Origin of the sequence: Pseudomonas granadensis, from assembly GCF_900105485.1 — a bacterium.
Taxonomy (GTDB): Bacteria; Pseudomonadota; Gammaproteobacteria; order Pseudomonadales; family Pseudomonadaceae; genus Aquipseudomonas; species Aquipseudomonas granadensis.
In genome coordinates, this window is record NZ_LT629778.1 from 1,782,032 (window position 1) to 1,801,788 (window position 19,757).

Here is a 19,757-nt window from a genome sequence, read left to right on the forward strand (position 1 = left end):
AATCTGAAAATAATCTCTTGAAAACCAGACAGCGGTCCCTATCTAAGGGTTACGCGATGCCGAATTCGGGTCGCGGAGACACAAAAACTTGCTGATTGTTTTCAGGAGATTTGAATCATGAGTACTGCATTTTCTCTCGCACCACTGTTCCGTTCCTCGGTAGGTTTCGACCGTTTCAACGACCTGTTCGAAACCGCCCTGCGCAACGAGCCAGGTAGCAGCTACCCACCTTACAACGTCGAAAAACACGGTGATGACCAATACCGTATCGTCGTTGCCGCCGCCGGTTTCCGGGAAGAAGACCTGGAACTGCAGGTCGAGAAAGGTGTGCTGACCATCAGTGGTGGCAAGCGTGACGCCAACGAAGGTGTGACCTTCCTGCATCAGGGCATCGCCCAGCGTGCGTTCAAGCTGTCGTTCCGTCTGGCCGATCACATCGAGATCAAGGCCGCGGACCTGAGCAACGGCCTGCTGAGCATCGACCTGCTGCGCGTGGTCCCTGAAGAGGCGAAAGCCAAGCGCATTCCAATCAATGGTGCGCAGCAGCCGGCGCTGCAATAACGCCGAGTAACGAAAAGGGCGCCAATGGCGCCCTTTTTTGTGCGCGTCATTCCAGCAGCACCTTCAAATCGCTCAGTGCCACCGGTCGGCTGTGCAGATACCCCTGATACAAATGGCAGCCCAGCCCCTGCAAAAACGCCAACTGCTCCGGCGTTTCCACGCCTTCGGCAATCACCTCTAGCTCCAGACTGCGTGCCATCGCGACAATCGCGCGTATGATCTCGGCATCGTTCGGGTCGGTGGTCGCGTCGCGAATGAATGACTGATCGATTTTCAGCGTGTCCACCGGCAGGCGTTTCAGGTAAGTGAGCGATGAATAACCGGTGCCGAAATCGTCCATGGCAAAACTGACGCCGAGCTTTTTCAAACGGCGCATCTTGCCGATGGTGTCTTCAAGATTCTGGATGACAATGCCTTCGGTGATTTCCAGCTTCAGCAGCGAGCAGGGCAAGCCGTGGCTGGTCATGCTGTGTTCGATGCGCTCGACGAAATCGTTCTGGCGGAACTGCCGTGGGCTGATGTTCACGCACAGGCTGAAAGCGAGCGGGTTGACCAGGCGCAGCGCGATCAGTTGCTTGAAGGCATTGCAGGCTTCGTCGAGGATCCAGGTGCCGACTTCGAGAATCAGCCCGCTGTCCTCCAGAACCTTGATGAACTCGGCAGGCGATTGCGCACCTAGTTGCGGATGGTTCCAGCGCACCAGGGCTTCGGCGCCGATGATGCGGTTGTCGCGCGCATCGACCTGCGGCTGAAAGTGCACATTGAATTCGCCGCGTGACAGCGCCAGACGCAGATCGGTCTCCATGCGCAGCCGTTCGCTCGCGGCTTTCTGCATGGTGTTGTGGTACATCTGCGTGGTGTTGCGCCCGGAATCCTTGGCCCGATACAGGGCAATGTCGGCGCGTTTGAGCAGGTCGGTCGGCGTCGAGCCGTGATCGGGGATCAGCGCCACGCCGATGCTTGGCGTCACTTGCAGGCGCTGGCCGTCGAGAAACATCGGCTCGGACAGCAGTTCGCGAATGGTGTCGGCCAGCGCGCGCACCTGCTCGCTGACTTCACTGCGCGAGCCTTCGAGGCCGCTCAGCAATACTACGAACTCATCGCCACCGAGGCGCGCCACGGTGTCTTCCATGCGTACGCTGGCTTCGAGCCGCGCGGTGATGATTTTCAGCACGGTGTCGCCGACCGGATGCCCCAGCGAATCGTTGATGTGCTTGAAGTGATCGAGATCGAGGAACAACAAAGCGCCGCGCAGATTGTGACGTTTAAGCAGGGCAATCTGCTGGCTCAGGCGATCCATCAGCAGGGCGCGATTGGGCAGGTTGGTCAGCGGGTCGTGATAGGCCAGATGGCGGATCTGCGCTTCGGCGTTTTTCAGCAGGCTGACGTCCCGCGCGGTCAGCAGCAGGCACGCGGTTTCGTTGAGGGTGATGGGCTCGACCGAGACCTCGACAGTCAGTATCTCCCCGCGCTTGTTGCGCCCAAGCATTTCCTGATGGTGCACGCGGCCCTTGATCTGCAATTCAGCCAACAGCGCCGAACGCTGCTTTTCCTCGGCCCAAATGCCGACCTGATACACCGTTTTGCCCACCACTTCCTCGGCGCGATAGCCCGTCAAGCGGCAGAAGCCGTCGTTGACCTCCAGATAACGTCCGGTGTCGCGTTCGGTGATGGTGATCGCGTCGGGGCTGGAGTGAAACGCCTTGGCAAACTTCTCTTCGCTGGCCTTCAGCGCCGCTTCCGAGCGTTGTTGTTGAGTGATATCGCGCAACGTGGTGACGATGCACGGCTGATCGCCAACGCTGATCTGCCGACTGGAAATCACACAGGTCAGCGACTGGCCGTCCTTGTGCTGGACGATGATCGCGACGTTGCTCAAGCCCTGCTCGCGAATGACCCGCTCAATGCGTTGCAGGCTTTTTGCCGAGGCGTCCCACAGGCCGATTTCTTCGGCGGTGTGGCCAATCACGTCAGCCGTGCTCCAGCCGAATGTCTGGGTGAAGCTGGAGTTGATCTCGATGAACTCACCGGTTTCCTGACGGGTGACGCAGATCGGGTCGGGGCTGACCTGGAACAGCGTGGCGAACTTCTCTTCCGAGGCCACCAGGCGCTGTTCGCGTTCAACCTGATCGGTGATGTCCAGCAGCGTCCCGGCCATGCGCAGCGGCGCGCCGTTGTCATCGCGATACAGGCGCGCGCGGCTCTCCAGATAGCGCGAGCTGCCGTCCGGCAATTGCACGCGATAGGTCAGTTGATAGTTGCCCGCCGGGCCTTCGCGCAGACTGCGGTAGGCATCGCGCATGCTGTCGCGTTCTTCGCCGGGCACACCCTCGAAAAACGCCTCGAATGATTCATGGAACGGTATCGGGTCGAGTCCGTGCAATTGCGCGGCGCGCGCCGAGCCGTAAAGCATGCCGCTGGGGATGTGCCAGTCCCAGGTGCCGAGCTGCGCCGAATCCAGCGCCAGGTCGAGGCGTTCCTGGCTGTCTTTCAAGGCCAGTTCGGCGGCTTTGCGTTCGGTGGTGTCGAGAAAGGTGCTGAGCAGGTACGGCTGACCTTCGAGTTCGACTTTCTGCGCACTGAGAATGCCGTCATGCACCTGGCCGTTGCTGGCGCGAAACTGCACTTCCATGCTGACCAGGTCGCCCTTGGCCTTGGTTTTTTTCACCAGTTCGGCGCGTTGTTCGGGATGCACCCACAGGCCAAGTTCGAGGGTGGTGCGCCCAATGGCATTCTGTACCGGCCAGCCGAACAGGCTTTCAAAATACTGATTGGCCTCGCTGATCAAACCGTCTTCCTGGCGGGTCAGCAGCACCATGTTGGGGCACAGGTGGAAAAGTGTGGCGAAACGTTTCTCCGAGCTGCTCAGCGCCTGTTCACGTTGGCGCTGGTGGGTGATTTCACGAATCACCCCGATCATTCGGGGGCGGCCATTTTTGTCCGGCAGCAGGCTGCCATTGATCTCCAGCCAGTGCAGGCTGCCGTCGGGCCAGCGGATGCGGTGGTGCATCGCCTGCTCCAGCGGCGCGCCGGCGATCACTGCATGGAAGGCGCGAACGGTTTTTGCCCGGTCTTCCGGTGGCAGCAAATCAAGATATTCCAGATCTTCGGGCAGCGGCTGCCGTGGATCAAAGCCGAACAACGCCTGGGTGCCGCGCGACCAACTGATCTGCCCGCGCTCGATGTCCCAGTACCAGGCGCCGAGCCGGGCGCCGTTGAGCGCCGCCAGTAATTGCGGCGCGCTTTCCCAGCTCTGCTCGGAATGACGCGGGTCAATCGCCTGGATACGCGGCATCGGCGGAATTCGGTCAACAGATTTCGGCATTGTGGACAGGCCTTGAGCGGATGGTGGCGTTAGGCACAGCAATCGCGGCTCTACAGGAGTAGCACAAGTCGGCCTCAAGTCCCTGGCAGATCGATTTGTGCATCCAGCAAGGCCATGAAGGCTCTTGCCGCGTTCGAGAGCGTCCGTTCGGTGTGCAGGATATAGCCTAGCTGGCGACTGAGCTGTATGCCCGGCAATGCGATGCTTGCCACTTGCTCATCAAGCATGGTGCGCGGCAACACGCTCCAGGCGAGGCCGATCGAGACCATCATCTTGATGGTTTCCAGATAGTTGGTGCTCATGGCGATGTTCGGCGTCAGGCCCTGGGCCTCGAACAAACGCTGGACGATGTGGTGGGTAAAGGTGTTGCCGCCAGGGAATACCGCCGGATGGCCGGCGATGTCGATCAGGCTGACGGCGCCGTTATTGATCAGCGAATGCTCTGGGGCGACCACGAAATCCAGCGGGTCGTCCCACACCGGTGTGGCCTTGACCAGCGCGTGAGGCTCCGGCGCCAAGGTGATCACTGCCAGTTCAGCGCGGCCGTGAAGAATTTCTTCGTAGGCCACTTCCGAATCGAGGAACTGAATATCCAGCGCGACTTGTGGGTAGCGGCGGGTGAATTCCCTTAATAAGGGTGGTAATCGATGCAGACCGATGTGATGACTGGTGGCCAGCGTCAGGCGACCGCTGACTTCGCCGGTCAGGTTGGTCAGGGCGCGGCGGGTGTCATCCAGCACGTTGAGAATCTGGTAAGCCCGCGGCAGCAGGGCGCGGCCGGCCTCGGTCAGGCCGACTTCACGGCCCAGACGGTCGAACAGGCGCACCTTCAGTTGTTGCTCCAGCCCGGCGATGCGCTTGCTGATCGCGGGTTGGGTCAGGTGCAGGCGTTCGCCAGCGCCGGAGAAGCTGCCGGTCTCGGCGATGGCAATAAAAGCATTAAGGTTGGCCAGATCCATTCAGTATTCCAGTCGGTTATCCAAAGCATAAAAAATATGAATTTGAGTTATTTAATCTAACCCCATAGGATCGGCCTCACAAGCCAAAGGGTTATTGATAAGCCCAGGGCATAGAAACAAGCTGATGAGGAACCGTCTGATGGCCGGCAAAACGCTGTACGACAAGCTCTGGGATTCGCATTTGGTCAAGCAGCGCGACGATGGCTCTGCGCTGATCTACATCGACCGTCACATCATTCACGAAGTGACCTCGCCGCAAGCCTTCGAAGGCCTGCGTCTGGCCGGGCGCAAGCCGTGGCGCATCGATGCCAACATCGCGACCCCGGACCACAACGTACCGACCACCCCGGAACGCAAGGGCGGCATCGCAGCCATTGCCGACCAGGTCTCGCGTTTGCAGGTGCAGACCCTCGATGACAACTGTGATGAATACGGCATCGTCGAGTTCAAGATGAATGACGTGCGCCAAGGCATCGTCCACGTCATCAGCCCGGAGCAGGGCGCGACCTTGCCGGGCATGACCGTCGTCTGCGGCGACTCGCACACCTCGACCCACGGTGCCTTCGGCGCGTTGGCTCACGGCATCGGCACTTCAGAGGTCGAGCACGTGCTGGCCACTCAGTGCCTGGTTGCCAAGAAAATGAAAAACATGCTGGTGCGCGTTGAAGGGCAATTGCCGTTCGGCGTCACCGCCAAGGACATCGTCCTCGCGGTGATCGGCAAGATCGGCACCGCCGGCGGTAATGGCCATGCCATCGAATTCGCCGGCAGCGCGATTCGCGATCTGTCCGTCGAAGGCCGCATGACCATTTGCAACATGTCCATCGAAGCCGGCGCCCGCGTGGGCCTGGTGGCGGCGGACCAGAAAACCATCGATTACGTGAAGGGCCGTCCGTTCGCACCGAAAGGCGCACAGTGGGACATGGCCGTCGAAGCCTGGAAAGAGCTGGTTTCCGACGCCGACGCGCAGTTTGATACCGTGATTGAACTCGACGCCGCGCAGATCAAGCCGCAAGTCAGCTGGGGCACGTCGCCGGAAATGGTTTTGGCCGTTGATCAGAATGTGCCGGACCCGGCCAAGGAGATGGATCTGGTCAAGCGCGACTCGATCGTCCGCGCCCTGAAATACATGGGCTTGACCGCCAATCAGGCGATTACCGACATTCAGCTCGACCGCGTATTCATCGGTTCCTGCACCAACTCGCGGATCGAAGACTTGCGCGCGGCAGCGGTGATCGCCAAGGGCCGCAAGGTGGCATCGACCATCAAGCAGGCGATCGTCGTGCCGGGCTCGGGTCTGGTCAAGGCGCAGGCCGAAGCCGAAGGTCTGGACAAGATTTTCCTCGACGCCGGTTTTGAATGGCGTGAGCCGGGTTGCTCGATGTGCCTGGCGATGAACCCGGACCGTTTGGAGTCCGGCGAGCATTGCGCCTCGACGTCCAACCGCAACTTCGAAGGCCGTCAGGGCGCCGGTGGCCGTACCCACCTGGTCAGCCCGGCCATGGCCGCGGCCGCAGCGGTGAACGGTCGTTTCGTCGACGTTCGTGAATTGATCTAAAAGGAGCGCAGCATGAAAGCTTTTACCCAGCACACTGGTCTTGTCGCGCCTCTGGATCGTGCCAACGCCGACACCGATCAGATCATTCCCAAGCAGTTCCTGAAGTCGATCAAGCGCACCGGTTTTGGTCCGAACCTGTTCGACGAGTGGCGTTACCTCGACGTTGGCCAGCCGTATCAGGACAATTCCAAGCGCCCGCTGAACCAGGATTTCGTGCTCAACGCCGAGCGTTATCAGGGCGCCAGCGTGTTGCTCGCCCGCGAGAACTTCGGTTGCGGCTCCAGCCGTGAGCACGCGCCGTGGGCGCTGGAAGAATACGGTTTCCGCAGCATCATTGCGCCGAGCTACGCCGATATCTTCTTCAACAACAGCTTCAAGAACGGCTTGCTGCCGATCATCCTCAGCGATGCTGAAGTCGATGAATTGTTTAAGCAGGTTGAGGCCGAGCCGGGTTATCAATTGCAGGTCGATCTGCAAGCGCAAACCGTGACCCGCCCTGATGGCAAGGTGTACCGCTTTGAGATCGATGCGTTTCGCAAGCATTGCCTGTTGAACGGTCTGGACGACATCGGCCTGACCCTGCAGGACGGCGATGCGATTGCCACGTTCGAAGCGAAGCACCGGGTGAGTCAGCCGTGGTTGTTTCGCGACGCCTGATTTTGCGTATGGCGGATGACGCTATCGCGAGCAGGCTCACTCCTACATTTGAAATGCATCCCCCTGTAGGAGTGAGCCTGCTCGCGATGAGGCCCTCAAAAGCAATGAAAGACTGAACAGGAAAGTCCCATGAACAGCACCGCCCAACACACCCAGGTCGTCCAGAAGCAATTCGGCGAACAGGCCGCCGCCTACCTGAGCAGCGCCGTTCACGCGCAGGGCAGCGAATTCGCCCTGCTGCAAGCTGAACTGGCCGGGCAGGGCGGGGCGCGGGTGCTCGATCTGGGGTGCGGTGCCGGTCATGTGAGTTTTCATGTCGCACCGCTGGTCAGCGAAGTGGTGGCCTATGACCTGTCACAGCAGATGCTCGACGTGGTCACCGCCGCGGCGGCCGAGCGCGGCATGGACAATATCGCTACGGTCAACGGCGCCGCCGAGCGTCTGCCGTTTGCCGATGGCGAGTTCGATTTTGTGTTCAGCCGTTATTCGGCGCATCACTGGAGCGATCTCGGTGTGGCCCTGCGTGAAGTGCGTCGGGTGCTGAAGCCGGGCGGTGTCGCAGCTTTCGTGGACGTGTTGTCACCGGGCAGCCCGCTGTTCGACACTTACCTGCAAAGCGTCGAAGTGCTGCGTGACACCAGTCATGTGCGCGATTATTCCGCCGCCGAATGGCTGCGCCAGGTCAGTGAGGCCGGGTTGCATGTGCGCAGCACCACCCGTCAGCGTCTGCGGCTGGAGTACACCAGTTGGGTTGAGCGCATGCGCACACCCGAGGTGATGCGTGCGGCGATTGTTCAGTTGCAGCAATCGATGGGCAACGAAGTGCGCGAATATTTCGAAATTGAGGCCGATGGCTCCTTCAGTATCGATGTGATCGTATTGATGGCCGAGCGATAAGCATTTTTCCGGGCGCGCCGGTGAAGGCGCACCGATTGAAGACACGAGGAAAGCATGAGCAAGCAGATTCTGATTCTCCCAGGTGACGGTATTGGTCCGGAAATCATGGCCGAAGCGGTCAAGGTGCTGGAACTGGCGAACGACAAGTACAGCCTGGGCTTCGAGCTGAGCCATGACGTGATCGGTGGTGCGGCCATCGACAAGCACGGCGTGCCATTGGCCGACGAAACCCTCGACCGCGCCCGCGCTGCCGATGCCGTGCTGCTCGGCGCCGTCGGTGGCCCGAAATGGGACACCATCGAGCGCGATATTCGTCCTGAGCGCGGTCTGCTGAAAATCCGAGCGCAACTGGGCCTGTTCGGCAACCTGCGTCCGGCCATCCTGTACCCGCAACTGGCTGACGCTTCGAGCCTGAAGCCGGAGATCGTTGCCGGTCTGGACATCCTGATCGTTCGTGAATTGACCGGCGGCATCTACTTCGGTGCGCCGCGCGGCACCCGTACGCTGGACAACGGCGAGCGTCAGTCCTACGACACCCTGCCGTACAGCGAAAGCGAAATCCGCCGCATCGCCCGCGTCGGTTTCGACATGGCCATGGTCCGTGGCAAGAAGCTGTGCTCGGTGGACAAGGCCAACGTGCTGGCGTCCAGCCAACTGTGGCGCGAAGTGGTCGAGCAAGTGGCCAAAGACTATCCAGAAGTCGAGCTGAGCCACATGTACGTCGACAACGCCGCGATGCAACTGGTGCGCGCACCGAAGCAGTTCGACGTGATCGTCACCGACAATATGTTCGGCGACATTCTCTCCGACGAAGCGTCGATGCTCACCGGCTCCATCGGCATGCTGCCGTCGGCCTCGCTGGACTCCAACAACAAGGGCATGTACGAGCCTTGCCACGGTTCCGCACCGGACATCGCTGGCCAAGGCATTGCCAACCCGTTGGCCACCATCCTCTCGGTGTCGATGATGCTGCGTTACAGCTTCAATCTGCACGATGCCGCCGATGCCATCGAGAAAGCCGTCAGCGTCGTGCTCGATCAGGGCTTGCGCACTGGCGATATCCATTCGGCCGGTTGTACCAAAGTCGGTACGCAGCAAATGGGCGACGCAGTAGTCGCCGCGCTGCGGAATCTGTAATCTCTCGGGCCCGCTGCGAAATTCAATACAAAGCAGCGGCCCACTTTTCAAGAAGGTGTAGTTGCGATGAAACGTGTAGGTCTGATCGGTTGGCGCGGGATGGTCGGTTCCGTGCTCATGCAGCGGATGCTGGAAGAGCAGGATTTCGATCTAATCGAGCCGGTGTTTTTCACCACTTCCAATGTCGGTGGCCAAGGCCCGTCCGTGGGCAAGGACATTGCTCCGCTCAAGGATGCTTACAGCATTGACGAGCTGAAGACCCTCGACGTGATTCTGACCTGCCAGGGCGGCGACTACACCAGCGAAGTATTTCCCAAGCTGCGCGAAGCCGGCTGGCAGGGTTACTGGATCGACGCAGCCTCAAGCCTGCGCATGAACGATGACGCGGTGATCATTCTCGACCCGGTCAACCGCAAGGTCATCGATCAGCAACTCGATGCCGGCACCAGGAACTACATCGGTGGCAACTGCACCGTCAGCTTGATGCTGATGGGCCTGGGCGGTCTGTTCGAGGCCGGTCTGGTGGAGTGGATGAGCGCCATGACTTATCAGGCGGCCTCCGGGGCCGGCGCGCAGAACATGCGTGAACTGATCAAGCAGATGGGCGCAACCCATGCTGCAGTCGCCGATCAACTGGCCGATCCGGCCAGCGCGATCCTCGACATCGACCGTCGCGTGGCCGATGCCATGCGCAGCGAAGCGTATCCGACCGAGAACTTCGGCGTTCCGCTGGCCGGCAGCCTGATCCCGTGGATCGACAAGGAACTGCCTAACGGCCAGAGCCGCGAAGAGTGGAAGGCCCAGGCCGAGACCAACAAGATTCTCGGTCGCTTCAAGAGCCCGATCCCGGTCGACGGTATCTGCGTGCGCATCGGCGCCATGCGTTGCCACAGTCAGGCGCTGACCATCAAGCTCAACAAGGACGTGCCGATCGCTGATATCGAAGGGCTGATCAGCCAGCACAACCCTTGGGTCAAGCTGGTGCCGAACAACCGTGAGATCAGCATGCAGGAGCTGAGTCCGACCAAGGTCACTGGCACTCTGAATGTTCCGGTTGGGCGTCTGCGCAAGCTGAACATGGGTTCGCAGTTTGTCGGTGCGTTTACCGTGGGCGATCAGTTGCTGTGGGGTGCGGCGGAACCGCTGCGTCGCATGCTGCGGATTTTGCTTGAGCGTTGATTGGTTGATGTGATGAAGAAGCCCGCGCCTTTTTGAGTCGCGGGTTTTTTTATGCCTGGGGTTTTCGGTTGTCTGGTGTTTGAAGAGTACATATCCGTTGCTGCGGTAACGGCTTCTTATGGTTTCGCCCTTACGGCGACTCACTTTTTTTCAAACGCCAAAAAAAGTAAGCAAAAAACGCTTGCTCCTACGTACGGCCCTCGCAAGCTCGGGTCCCTTCGCTCCGGTATCGATCCGGGCGCAGCGGCTACGGTTTGCTTCGCTGCACCTCCTTCCGCTGTGTCTGGCTGCGCCAGACGGTCGCTGCGCTCCCACGCCTGGATCAATCCCTCCGCTCAGCCTTCCGATGTCGCCGGTGAGTCAAAAGCAAGATCAAGAGCACGCGAGCTAACGCTCATTGTTGAGTGGTTAGAAGCGGGTGGTTGGCTTTGGATTTGTGGTGGGGCTGCCCCTCACCCCAGCCCTCTCCCGAGGGAGAGGGAGCCGATCTTTGTGCTTTTCAGAATTTGTGTTCGACTCGGTATTCAGGCCGGCGTTGCTCTTGCATCCACCACGGTCAGTCCCCTCTCCCTCCGGGAGAGGGCTAGGGTGAGGGGCTTTTGATTTTCGGACTGAGTCAGGCATTTGCCTGAGCGATCGCTGGCAGAAATTGCCTGCACGCCAGCCACCCGGTAAAGTGCCGCTCCCCCCGTTTCACCAGAGGCTCGCAGCATGACCCAGACCTTAGATATTGCCGTGATCGGCGCCACCGGTACTGTCGGCGAAACCCTCGTGCAAATCCTTGAAGAGCGCGACTTTCCCGTCGGTAATCTGCACCTGCTGGCCAGCAGTGAATCGGCTGGCAGCTCGGTGCTGTTTCGCAATAAAAACGTACGCGTGCGGGAAGTCGACGAGTTTGATTTCAGCAAGGTCAAGCTGGTGTTTTTCGCCGCTGGCGCAGCGGTCTCGCTGAGCTACGCGGCCCGCGCGCATGCCGCTGGTTGTTCGTTGATAGACCTGTCCGGCGCCTTGCCGGCCGATCAGGCGCCGCAAGTGGTGCCGGAAGCCAATGTCGAGCTGCTCGCCACGCTGAGCGCGCCGTTCCAGGTCAGCAGCCCAAGCCCTTCGGCGACGTCGCTGGCCGTGGTGCTGGCGCCATTGCTTGATCTGCTCGATCTGCAATACGTCAACGTCACCGCCAATCTGGCGGTTTCCGCGCAAGGTCGCGAAGCCGTGTCCGAGCTGGCGCGGCAGACTGCCGAGCTGTTGAACATGCGTCCGCTTGAGCCGACCTTCTTCGATCGGCAGATGGCGTTCAACCTGCTGGCCCAGGTCGGTACGCCTGATGCGCAGGGCCACACGCTGCTGGAAAAGCGTCTGGTGCGCGAGTTGCGTCAGGTGCTCGCGCAGCCTTCGCTAAAGATTTCCGCAACTTGCGTTCAAGCCCCGGTGTTTTTTGGCGATAGCTTTAGCGTGACCTTGCAATCCGCACGGGCCGTTGACCTGGAAAAGGTCAACGCTGCGCTGGAAGCGGCGTCGGGTATCGAGCTGGTCGAGGCCGGTGATTACCCGACCGCCGTCGGCGACGCGGTGGGGCAGGATGTGGTGTATGTCGGTCGCGTGCGCCTCGGTGTTGACGATCCGGCGGAACTAAATCTGTGGTTGACGTCAGATAACGTACGCAAAGGTGCAGCGCTCAATGCTGTGCAGGTGGCTGAATTGTTGATAAAAGACCTGCTGTAAAAGATACTTGGCAACAATTTGTCGACTGATTCTAGGTCAGCGCTATGCTTGATCCGAAACGTCGATGACGTGTCAGCCCTCCGGGACTTTCCGGGGCATCAAAGAAATGATCGCGCGCGACATCTGTCGTCGTCGCGCGCAATGCCTTACGGCAGCGCTATTCAAAAGCTTCTCGCTGGCCGAGGAACGTTCAAACAAAGGATGAGGCTATGGTTCAAGTTCGCAAACTGGTGTTAGCAATAGCGGCCGCCTCGGCGCTGTCCTCCGGTATGGCGCATGCCCTCGGGCTCGGGGAGCTGACCCTGAAGTCGACCCTGAACCAGCCGCTGGTGGCTGAAATCGAGCTGCTCGATGTCAAGGACCTCACCGCGGCAGAAGTGGTGCCGAGCCTGGCGTCACCTGAAGATTTCGCCAAGGCCGGCGTTGACCGCCAGGCTTTCCTCAATGATCTGACGTTCACCCCGGTGCTCAACGCCAGCGGCAAAAGTGTTTTGCGGGTGACTTCGAGCAAACCGCTGTCGGAACCGATGGTGAAATTCCTCGTGCAGGTGATGTGGCCGAACGGCCGCTTGCTGCGCGATTACAGCGTGTTGCTGGATCCATCGAAATTCTCGCCGCAGACCGCTGACGCCGCAGCCCAACCGGCGCCGTCGCAAACCATCGTGGCACCGACCACGGGCGCCACGCACCGCGGGCAATACACCACCACGCCGCGCGATACCCTCTGGGAAATCGCCGCGAAGGCGCGTAACGGCGGTTCGGTGCAGCAAACCATGCTGGCCATTCAAGCCCTGAACCCGGATGCGTTTATCGGTGGCAACATCAACCGCCTGAAAACCGGTCAGGTATTGCGTCTGCCAGATCCAGTACAAAGCACGGCGTTGCCGCAGTCCGCAGCCATCGCTGAAGTCGCGGCGCAGAACGAAGCCTGGCGTCAGGGCCGGCGTTATGTGGCCAAGCCGGGCAGCGGTCAACAGCAACTCGATGCGACCAATCGCGGTCGCGGCAATACCGGTGCTGCGCCGAACGCGCAGGACAACCTGAGCCTGGTCTCCGCCGAAAGCGCCAAGGCTGGCCGCAAGGGTCCCGCCGGCGACGCTCAGGCGCTGAGCAACAAACTGGCAATCACTCAGGAAAACCTCGACACGACCCGTCGTGACAATGAGGAACTGAAAAGCCGCATGGCCGATCTGCAAAGCCAGTTGGACAAACTGCAAAAGCTGATCGAGCTGAAGAACAATCAACTGGCGAAGATGCAGGCCGACGGCGCTGTTGCTGCTCCTGGCGCTGCGCCTGGGGTTAATGGCGCGGTGCCGCCGGTACCGGCAATCACCGCTGAATTGGCGGCGACACCGCCAGCCACTCCAGCTGACGCCGCCTCGGCATCGCCCACTCCGGAATCGGCCATCGCGCCACCGGCAGAGACGCCAGTCGAGCCAGTGGTCGAGCCGGTTGTCGAAACCACGCCGGCCGCTGATGGCGACAAGACCTTCAATGAACTGCTGACCAATCCGATTCTGCTCGGGCTGATCGGTGGTGGTGCAGTGGTGCTGCTGCTTCTGCTGTTGCTGCTGGCCCGTCGCCGCAAAGCCCAGCAGGAAGCCGAGAAGCATGTGCGCATGGCTCGTGCGCTGGCTGAAGAGCAGGAGTTCTCCGCCGAACAAGATCTGCCGGAAAGCAGCTTTGAAGGTCTGGAAACACCGGCGGCGAGCGTCAAACTCAATACCCCGGCACCTGCGCCCGCGCCGACTCCTGCGCCGATCGTGGCGCCGGTGGTCATGGCCGAGCCGATTGCCGCGCCGCTGATCGCGCCGGCCGCGGATCGCTCCGATGACGTCCTCGACAAGGCTCAGTCGCATATCAATGCCGGTCGCCTGAATCAGGCGGCCGCGCTGCTGGAGGAGGGCGTCAGCCTCGAGCCGGAGCGCAGTGACCTGCGTCTGAAACTGATGGAAGTCTACGGTCAGCAGGGCGATCGTGACGCGTTCGTCGCGCAGGAGCGCCAACTGGTGGCCAACGGCGACAACTTCGCCAAAGTTGAAGCGCTGAAGAGCCGCTTCCCGGCGATGGCTTTGGTGGCTGCGGGCGGTCTGGCCGCTGCGGCGGTCGCCGCCGAGCTGGACGCGCAATACGTCAAGGACCTGCTGCTGGACGAGCCTGAAGCGCCTGCGCCGGCTGAAGATGACCTGGACAGCGCATTTGACCTGAGCCTGGACGATCTCGACAACATCACCCCGGTTGAACCGGCGCCAGTGGTCGAGCCTGAAGCACCGGTCGAGCTGGACGCGTTTCCGGCCGACGATGACCTGAGTTTCGAGTCGGTGCTGCAACAGCAGACCGAAGTGAAAGAGAATCTCGACGACCTGTCGGACTTCGATCTTGATATGGATCTCGGTGCCGATCCGTCGCCAGCGACTTTGGCTGAAGACGAGTTCCTGCTTGATCTGGATGAAGGTGTGAAGGATCTGCCGCCAGTCGAAGCGCCAGTGGTGGCCGACGTACCGCAGGATGATCTGGAGCTGCCGGCCGACTTCGATCTGTCGCTGGCTGACGAAATGGACAGCAACCCGGCGACCGAGTCGAACGCCTTTACCACCGAATTGGACGATGTCAACGCCGAACTCGATCGCTTGTCGCAAAGCATCGCCGAGCCGACCTTCACCGAAGCCGACGCGGCGCTGGGTGACGATCTGGGCGAAGACGATTTCGACTTCCTCGCCGGTACTGACGAAGCGGCGACCAAGCTCGATCTCGCTCAAGCCTACATCGACATGGGCGACTCCGACGGGGCGCGCGACATCCTCAATGAAGTGTTGACCGAGGGTGATGAAACCCAGCGGAGCGAGGCCAAGGAGATGCTTTCCAACCTGGCGTAGGTTCTGCGTTGAAGCAAAGCGGCAGCCATAGGCTGCCGTTTTTGTTTGTGCCCGATGATGTGTTGTCTGGACTATTGCTATCGCGAGCAGGCTCACTCCTACATTTGGAATGCGTTCCCCTGTAGGAGTGAGCCTGCTCGCGATGGGGCCGTTGATGGGGATAGAGAATTCTGGCATCCCTGAACCACCGCCTTATAATGCCCGCCTTTGCAAACACAGCAGGCTGTCCCACCTTGGCAAACATAGATAACCCGGTCGCCGAAATGGCCCCCGACGGCTTTTACCGCGTCGCGCTGGGCGTCGAGTACAAAGGCTCGCGCTACAGCGGCTGGCAGCGGCAACTGACGGGTGTCGCTACGGTGCAGGAAGAACTCGAAAAGGCCTTGTCGAAAGTTGCCAACTCGCCGGTTTCCCTGCAATGCGCCGGGCGTACCGATGCTGGCGTGCATGCCTGCGGGCAAGTGGTGCATTTCGACACTCAGGTCGATCGTTCGCTGAAGGCCTGGGTCATGGGCGCCAACATCAATCTGCCCCATGACATCAGTGTCAGCTGGGCGCGGGTGATGCCGGCGCATTTTCATGCACGCTTCAAAGCGATCGCCCGGCGTTATCGGTATGTGATCTATAACGACCAGATCCGCCCGGCGCATCTCAATGAAGAAATCACCTGGAATCACCGTCCGCTGGACGTCGAGCGCATGGCCGAGGCCGCGCAGTACCTGATTGGTACTCACGATTTCAGTGCGTTTCGTGCCGGCCAGTGCCAGGCCAAGTCACCGATCAAGAAGATGCATCACCTGCGCGTGACCCGGCACGGCAAAATGATCGTGCTGGATATCCGCGCCAATGCCTTTTTGCACCACATGGTGCGCAATATCGCCGGTGTGCTGATGACCATCGGTGCGGGCGAGCGCCCGGTCGAGTGGATGAAGGAAGTGCTGGAAAGCCGCGAGCGGCGCTCCGGCGGGGTGACCGCGCATCCTTACGGCTTGTACCTGGTGCAAGTCGAATACCACGATGAATTCCCGCTGCCGGAACGTTTCATCGGGCCACATTTCCTTACGGGTTTCTCCGAACTTGACGGCTGACGCCTTCGAACGCTTTTGTTACCATCCGGGACTTTCCCGGTTTTAGCCTCGGAGTGTTTCCACATGTCAGCCGTTCGCAGCAAGATTTGCGGGATTACCCGCATCGAAGATGCGCTCGCCGCGGTTGAAGCCGGGGCCGACGCGATTGGCCTGGTGTTCTACGCCAAGAGTCCGCGGGCGGTCAGCGTGCAGCAGGCTCGGGCGATCATCCAGGCGCTGCCACCCTTCGTCACTACGGTCGGCCTGTTCGTCAATGCCAGCCGTTGCGAGCTCGGGGAAATCCTCGATGCGGTGCCGCTGGACCTGCTGCAGTTTCATGGCGACGAAGCCGCCGAGGACTGTGAAGGCTGGCATCGTCCGTATATCAAGGCGCTGCGGGTCAAGGTGGGCGATGACGTCGCGGCGGCCTGCGATGCCTATCCGGGCGCCAGTGGCGTGCTGCTCGACACTTACGTTGAAGGCGTGCCCGGCGGAACCGGAGAAGCATTCGACTGGTCACTGATCCCGCAGCATTTGAGCAAACCGTTGATTCTGGCGGGCGGGCTGACTCCCGAGAACATTGCCGACGCGGTCACACGGGTAAAACCTTACGCGGTGGATGTCAGCGGCGGGGTGGAGCAGAGCAAGGGCATCAAGGATCACGCAAAGATTCGGGCATTCATCGAGGCGGTACGCAAAGCACCATAAGGATGTGACGGCTGGCAGTCTGCCGCCGTCCATCAATGCACCTGCACACAGCAGGCGCGGCTGAGGGTTGCCGTTTCGCACGCAGGTCATGTTTCGCGCTGATCGTGGCTAGCGGCAATCATCGCCACACACATGAATTTAGCTCAAGGGCATACGCGGGGCTGCGAACCAGAGCGTTCGGGCCGCCGGTACTGGAGAAAGAAAGCATGAGCAACTGGTTAGTAGACAAACTGATCCCTTCGATCATGCGCTCGGAGGTCAAGAAGAGCTCGGTGCCTGAAGGACTGTGGCACAAATGCCCTTCGTGCGAGGCTGTGCTGTACCGCCCGGAACTGGAAAAAACCCTGGATGTTTGCCCCAAGTGCAACCACCACATGCGCATCGGCGCACGCGCGCGCATCGATATTTTCCTCGATGCCGAAGGTCGCAATGAACTGGGCGCCGATCTGGAGCCGGTTGACCGTCTGAAATTCCGCGACGGCAAAAAATACAAAGACCGCCTGACCGCAGCGCAGAAGCAGACCGGCGAAAAAGACGCGCTGATTTCCGTCAGCGGCACGCTGCTGGGCATGCCGGTAGTGGTTTCGGCTTTCGAATTCAATTTCATGGGCGGTTCGATGGGCGCCATCGTCGGTGAGCGCTTTGTCCGCGCTGCCAACTATGCGCTGGAAAACCGTTGCCCGATGATTTGCTTCGCTGCTTCCGGCGGTGCGCGCATGCAGGAAGCGCTGATCTCGCTGATGCAAATGGCCAAGACTTCGGCCGTGCTGGCGCGTCTGCGCGAAGAAGGCATTCCGTTCATCTCGGTGCTGACCGACCCGGTCTACGGCGGCGTTTCCGCCAGTCTGGCGATGCTCGGCGATGTCATCGTCGGTGAGCCGAAAGCGTTGATCGGCTTCGCTGGTCCACGCGTGATCGAACAAACCGTGCGGGAAAAACTGCCGGAAGGCTTCCAGCGCAGCGAGTTCCTGCTGGAGCACGGCGCGATCGACATGATCATCCATCGTCAGGAACTGCGTCCGCGTCTGGGCAACCTGCTGGCGCAAATGACTGGCAAGCCGACGCCCAAATTTGTCGCTGCGCCCGTCGAGCCGATCGTCGTGCCGCCGGTCCCTGCCGGCCTATGACCGAGCGCACCCTTGGCGAATGGCTCGCCTACCTTGAGCAGTTGCATCCATCGGCCATCGACATGGGGCTGGAGCGTTCGCAACAGGTAGCGTCCCGCATGGGGCTGGGCCAGCCGGCGCCTCGGGTGATCACGGTTACCGGCACCAATGGCAAGGGTTCCACCTGCGCATTCGTGGCTGCATTGCTGCGTGCGCAGGGCCTGAGCGTTGGTGTCTACAATTCTCCGCACCTGCTGCGTTACAACGAGCGGGTGCAGCTCAATGGCGTCGAAGCCACTGATGCACAGTTGTGCCAGGCCTTTACCGCCGTCGAGGCCGGGCGTGGCGACACTTCCCTGACTTACTTCGAAATGGGCACGCTGGCGGCGTTCTGGCTGTTTCAACAGGCCGGTCTGGACGCGGTGGTGCTGGAAGTCGGCCTGGGCGGGCGGCTGGACACGGTCAACGTGGTCGATGCCGATATCGCGCTGGTGACCAGTATTGGCGTCGATCACGCTGATTATCTGGGTGATACCCGCGAGTCCGTGGCCTTCGAGAAGGCCGGTATCTTCCGCCAGGGCAAGCCCGCCTTGTGCGGCGATCTCAATCCTCCGCAACCGCTGCTCGACAAGGTACGTGAACTGGCGTGCCCGTTCTTCTTGCGCGGGCGTGATTTCGATCTCGGTGTCACTGACCGGTTCTGGCAGTGGCGCGGGACCGATGCGCAGGGGCAAGTGGTTGAGCTGCGCGATTTGCCGCTGCTCGATCTGCCGATGGAGAACGCCGCGCTGGCCTTGCAGGCGTACCTGTTACTTGGGTTGCCCTGGGATGCGCAGCAGATCGTGGCCGCGTTGCAGGCAACGCGCGTGGTCGGGCGCCTCGATCGGCGGACCTTCGAGTGGAACGGCAAGCGTCTGAACCTGTTGCTCGATGTCGGCCACAATCCGCATGCCGCTGAATACCTGGCAGGTCGCCTGGCCACGCGTCCGCCGCTCGGCAAGCGTCTGGCGGTGTTCGGTCTGCTGGCCGACAAGGATCTGGATGGTGTTGTCGGCGAATTGAATGCTAGTGTCCAGCACTGGGCGGTGGCGCCGCTGGATTCGCCGCGTGCGCGTCCGGTTGCCGAATTGCACGCGGCGCTGCAGGGGCTTGGCGCCTCGGTCACGTCTTACGCCAGTGTTGCGGCCGCTTTGGAAGGGCAGTGCGCGCTGGCGACCGCTGACGACGAGATTCTGTTGTTCGGATCATTTTATTGTGTCGCCGAGGCCCTTGAATGGCTGTCCCGGCGCTCCACGGAGGAGGCGGCAAATGGCTTTGCTGGATAAAGCGTACAAGCAGCGCATGGTTGGCGCACTGGTGCTGGTGGCGCTGGCGGTGATTTTCCTGCCGATGCTGTTTTCGCGTCAGGACGAGCAGCGCCAGGTGACTGTCGATGCGCCCGCTGCGCCGCAAGCGCCGGTCGTGCCGCAGGTGCAGATGGAGCCGGTGGCCGTGCCGGAACCACAAGCCTTGCCGCAAGAGCCTGTGCCAACCGATGAAGAGGTCGCCGCAGACACGACGACGGCAGCTCCAGCAGCGCCCGCGGCACAAGCGCCGGCACCCGCTGCGCCTATCGCCATCGCCAAGCCGGCAGCGCCGCCTGCGGTGTCCAAGCCGATTCCGGCACCGGCGCAGCCGATCACTTCATCGTCGACCAAGCCTGATCCGGCGCAAAGTCGCGTCGATGCCAACGGTCTATCCGTGAGCTGGTCGGTGCAACTGGCCAGTCTGTCGAGCCGCGCCAGCGCCGAAAGCCTGCAGAAAAATCTGCGTAGTCAGGGCTATAACGCCTACATCCGTTCTGCCGACGGCAAGAATCGGGTGTTCGTCGGCCCGCTGATCGAGCGTGCCGAAGCCGATCGTCTGCGCGATCTGCTCAGTCGCCAGCAGAACCTCAAAGGCTTTGTTGTGCGTTTCCAGCCCGAGCGCGGTTAAAAACTATCGCCTCGATTGAAAAGCACAGGAA

At 60.9% G+C, this 19,757-nt stretch carries 15 protein-coding genes; 13 read left to right on the forward strand and 2 right to left on the reverse strand.

The window, feature by feature from the left end:
* Nucleotides 1–117 precede the first annotated feature (117 nt).
* Entirely contained in the window at nucleotides 118–561 is a 444-nt protein-coding gene (locus BLU52_RS07815; RefSeq protein ID WP_090282640.1) for an Hsp20 family protein, read from the forward strand.
* A 46-nt stretch (nucleotides 562–607) separates the two neighbouring features.
* On the opposite strand, the gene BLU52_RS07820 is transcribed toward BLU52_RS07815, so the two are convergent.
* Together BLU52_RS07820 and BLU52_RS07825 are read right to left on the reverse strand one after the other, a co-directional pair.
* Nucleotides 608–3,886 carry a PAS domain S-box protein gene (locus tag BLU52_RS07820; RefSeq protein ID WP_090282641.1) on the reverse strand — a complete coding sequence of 1,093 codons (3,279 nt, stop codon included), beginning with the start codon at nucleotides 3,884–3,886 and terminating at the stop codon, nucleotides 608–610.
* A gap of 74 nt (nucleotides 3,887–3,960) precedes the next feature.
* Nucleotides 3,961–4,845 (reverse strand): LysR family transcriptional regulator, encoded by an 885-nt coding sequence (locus BLU52_RS07825; protein WP_090282642.1) that lies wholly within the window; start codon nucleotides 4,843–4,845, stop codon nucleotides 3,961–3,963.
* A gap of 139 nt (nucleotides 4,846–4,984) precedes the next feature.
* Between BLU52_RS07825 and leuC the strand changes: the two genes are divergently transcribed.
* The 12 genes from leuC (at nucleotide 4,985) to BLU52_RS07885 (ending at nucleotide 19,726) form a co-directional block, all read left to right on the forward strand.
* Nucleotides 4,985–6,403, forward strand: a complete 1,419-nt coding sequence (gene leuC / locus BLU52_RS07830; RefSeq protein ID WP_090282643.1) for a 3-isopropylmalate dehydratase large subunit — start codon at nucleotides 4,985–4,987, stop codon at nucleotides 6,401–6,403.
* A 12-nt stretch (nucleotides 6,404–6,415) separates the two neighbouring features.
* Nucleotides 6,416–7,060, forward strand: a complete 645-nt coding sequence (gene leuD, locus BLU52_RS07835) for a 3-isopropylmalate dehydratase small subunit (protein ID WP_090282644.1) — start codon at nucleotides 6,416–6,418, stop codon at nucleotides 7,058–7,060.
* 129 nt (nucleotides 7,061–7,189) lie between these two features.
* On the forward strand, nucleotides 7,190–7,957 hold the full coding sequence (locus BLU52_RS07840) for a class I SAM-dependent methyltransferase (protein WP_090282645.1): 768 nt from the start codon (nucleotides 7,190–7,192) through the stop codon (nucleotides 7,955–7,957).
* A gap of 54 nt (nucleotides 7,958–8,011) precedes the next feature.
* On the forward strand, nucleotides 8,012–9,094 hold the full coding sequence (leuB, locus tag BLU52_RS07845; RefSeq protein ID WP_090282646.1) for a 3-isopropylmalate dehydrogenase: 1,083 nt from the start codon (nucleotides 8,012–8,014) through the stop codon (nucleotides 9,092–9,094).
* 66 nt (nucleotides 9,095–9,160) lie between these two features.
* Entirely contained in the window at nucleotides 9,161–10,273 is a 1,113-nt protein-coding gene (asd, locus tag BLU52_RS07850; RefSeq protein ID WP_090282647.1) for an aspartate-semialdehyde dehydrogenase, read from the forward strand.
* 711 nt (nucleotides 10,274–10,984) lie between these two features.
* Nucleotides 10,985–11,995, forward strand: coding sequence for an aspartate-semialdehyde dehydrogenase (locus tag BLU52_RS07855; RefSeq protein WP_090282648.1), 1,011 nt, complete (start codon nucleotides 10,985–10,987; stop codon nucleotides 11,993–11,995).
* A gap of 209 nt (nucleotides 11,996–12,204) precedes the next feature.
* The gene (locus BLU52_RS07860; RefSeq protein ID WP_090282649.1) at nucleotides 12,205–14,871 is read left to right on the forward strand and encodes a FimV/HubP family polar landmark protein; all 2,667 of its coding nucleotides are present in this window, start codon (nucleotides 12,205–12,207) and stop codon (nucleotides 14,869–14,871) included.
* Nucleotides 14,872–15,134: 263 nt separating this feature from the next.
* Complete coding sequence (gene truA, locus BLU52_RS07865; protein ID WP_047600206.1) at nucleotides 15,135–15,959, forward strand: tRNA pseudouridine(38-40) synthase TruA; 825 nt, start codon at nucleotides 15,135–15,137, stop codon at nucleotides 15,957–15,959.
* A 63-nt stretch (nucleotides 15,960–16,022) separates the two neighbouring features.
* On the forward strand, nucleotides 16,023–16,646 hold the full coding sequence (locus BLU52_RS07870; protein ID WP_090282651.1) for a phosphoribosylanthranilate isomerase: 624 nt from the start codon (nucleotides 16,023–16,025) through the stop codon (nucleotides 16,644–16,646).
* A gap of 206 nt (nucleotides 16,647–16,852) precedes the next feature.
* Complete coding sequence (gene accD, locus BLU52_RS07875; RefSeq protein WP_090282652.1) at nucleotides 16,853–17,773, forward strand: acetyl-CoA carboxylase, carboxyltransferase subunit beta; 921 nt, start codon at nucleotides 16,853–16,855, stop codon at nucleotides 17,771–17,773.
* Nucleotides 17,770–19,077, forward strand: coding sequence for a bifunctional tetrahydrofolate synthase/dihydrofolate synthase (gene folC, locus BLU52_RS07880; RefSeq protein WP_090282653.1), 1,308 nt, complete (start codon nucleotides 17,770–17,772; stop codon nucleotides 19,075–19,077). The genes accD and folC overlap by 4 nt, the downstream gene beginning before the upstream one ends.
* Nucleotides 19,061–19,726, forward strand: coding sequence for an SPOR domain-containing protein (locus tag BLU52_RS07885; protein WP_090282654.1), 666 nt, complete (start codon nucleotides 19,061–19,063; stop codon nucleotides 19,724–19,726). Before folC ends, BLU52_RS07885 begins: the two co-directional genes overlap by 17 nt.
* Nucleotides 19,727–19,757: the final 31 nt, after the last annotated feature.

Excerpts from the sequence above, each read along its gene's own strand:
- BLU52_RS07815 (WP_090282640.1), top strand. The coding sequence starts at position 118 with ATGAGTACTGCATTTTCTCTCGCACCACTGTTCCGTTCCTCGGTAGGT.
- BLU52_RS07820 (WP_090282641.1), bottom strand. The coding sequence starts at position 3,886 with ATGCCGAAATCTGTTGACCGAATTCCGCCGATGCCGCGTATCCAGGCG.
- BLU52_RS07825 (WP_090282642.1), bottom strand. The coding sequence starts at position 4,845 with ATGGATCTGGCCAACCTTAATGCTTTTATTGCCATCGCCGAGACCGGC.
- leuC (WP_090282643.1), top strand. The coding sequence starts at position 4,985 with ATGGCCGGCAAAACGCTGTACGACAAGCTCTGGGATTCGCATTTGGTC.
- leuD (WP_090282644.1), top strand. The coding sequence starts at position 6,416 with ATGAAAGCTTTTACCCAGCACACTGGTCTTGTCGCGCCTCTGGATCGT.
- BLU52_RS07840 (WP_090282645.1), top strand. The coding sequence starts at position 7,190 with ATGAACAGCACCGCCCAACACACCCAGGTCGTCCAGAAGCAATTCGGC.
- leuB (WP_090282646.1), top strand. The coding sequence starts at position 8,012 with ATGAGCAAGCAGATTCTGATTCTCCCAGGTGACGGTATTGGTCCGGAA.
- asd (WP_090282647.1), top strand. The coding sequence starts at position 9,161 with ATGAAACGTGTAGGTCTGATCGGTTGGCGCGGGATGGTCGGTTCCGTG.
- BLU52_RS07855 (WP_090282648.1), top strand. The coding sequence starts at position 10,985 with ATGACCCAGACCTTAGATATTGCCGTGATCGGCGCCACCGGTACTGTC.
- BLU52_RS07860 (WP_090282649.1), top strand. The coding sequence starts at position 12,205 with ATGGTTCAAGTTCGCAAACTGGTGTTAGCAATAGCGGCCGCCTCGGCG.
- truA (WP_047600206.1), top strand. The coding sequence starts at position 15,135 with ATGGCCCCCGACGGCTTTTACCGCGTCGCGCTGGGCGTCGAGTACAAA.
- BLU52_RS07870 (WP_090282651.1), top strand. The coding sequence starts at position 16,023 with ATGTCAGCCGTTCGCAGCAAGATTTGCGGGATTACCCGCATCGAAGAT.
- accD (WP_090282652.1), top strand. The coding sequence starts at position 16,853 with ATGAGCAACTGGTTAGTAGACAAACTGATCCCTTCGATCATGCGCTCG.
- folC (WP_090282653.1), top strand. The coding sequence starts at position 17,770 with ATGACCGAGCGCACCCTTGGCGAATGGCTCGCCTACCTTGAGCAGTTG.
- BLU52_RS07885 (WP_090282654.1), top strand. The coding sequence starts at position 19,061 with ATGGCTTTGCTGGATAAAGCGTACAAGCAGCGCATGGTTGGCGCACTG.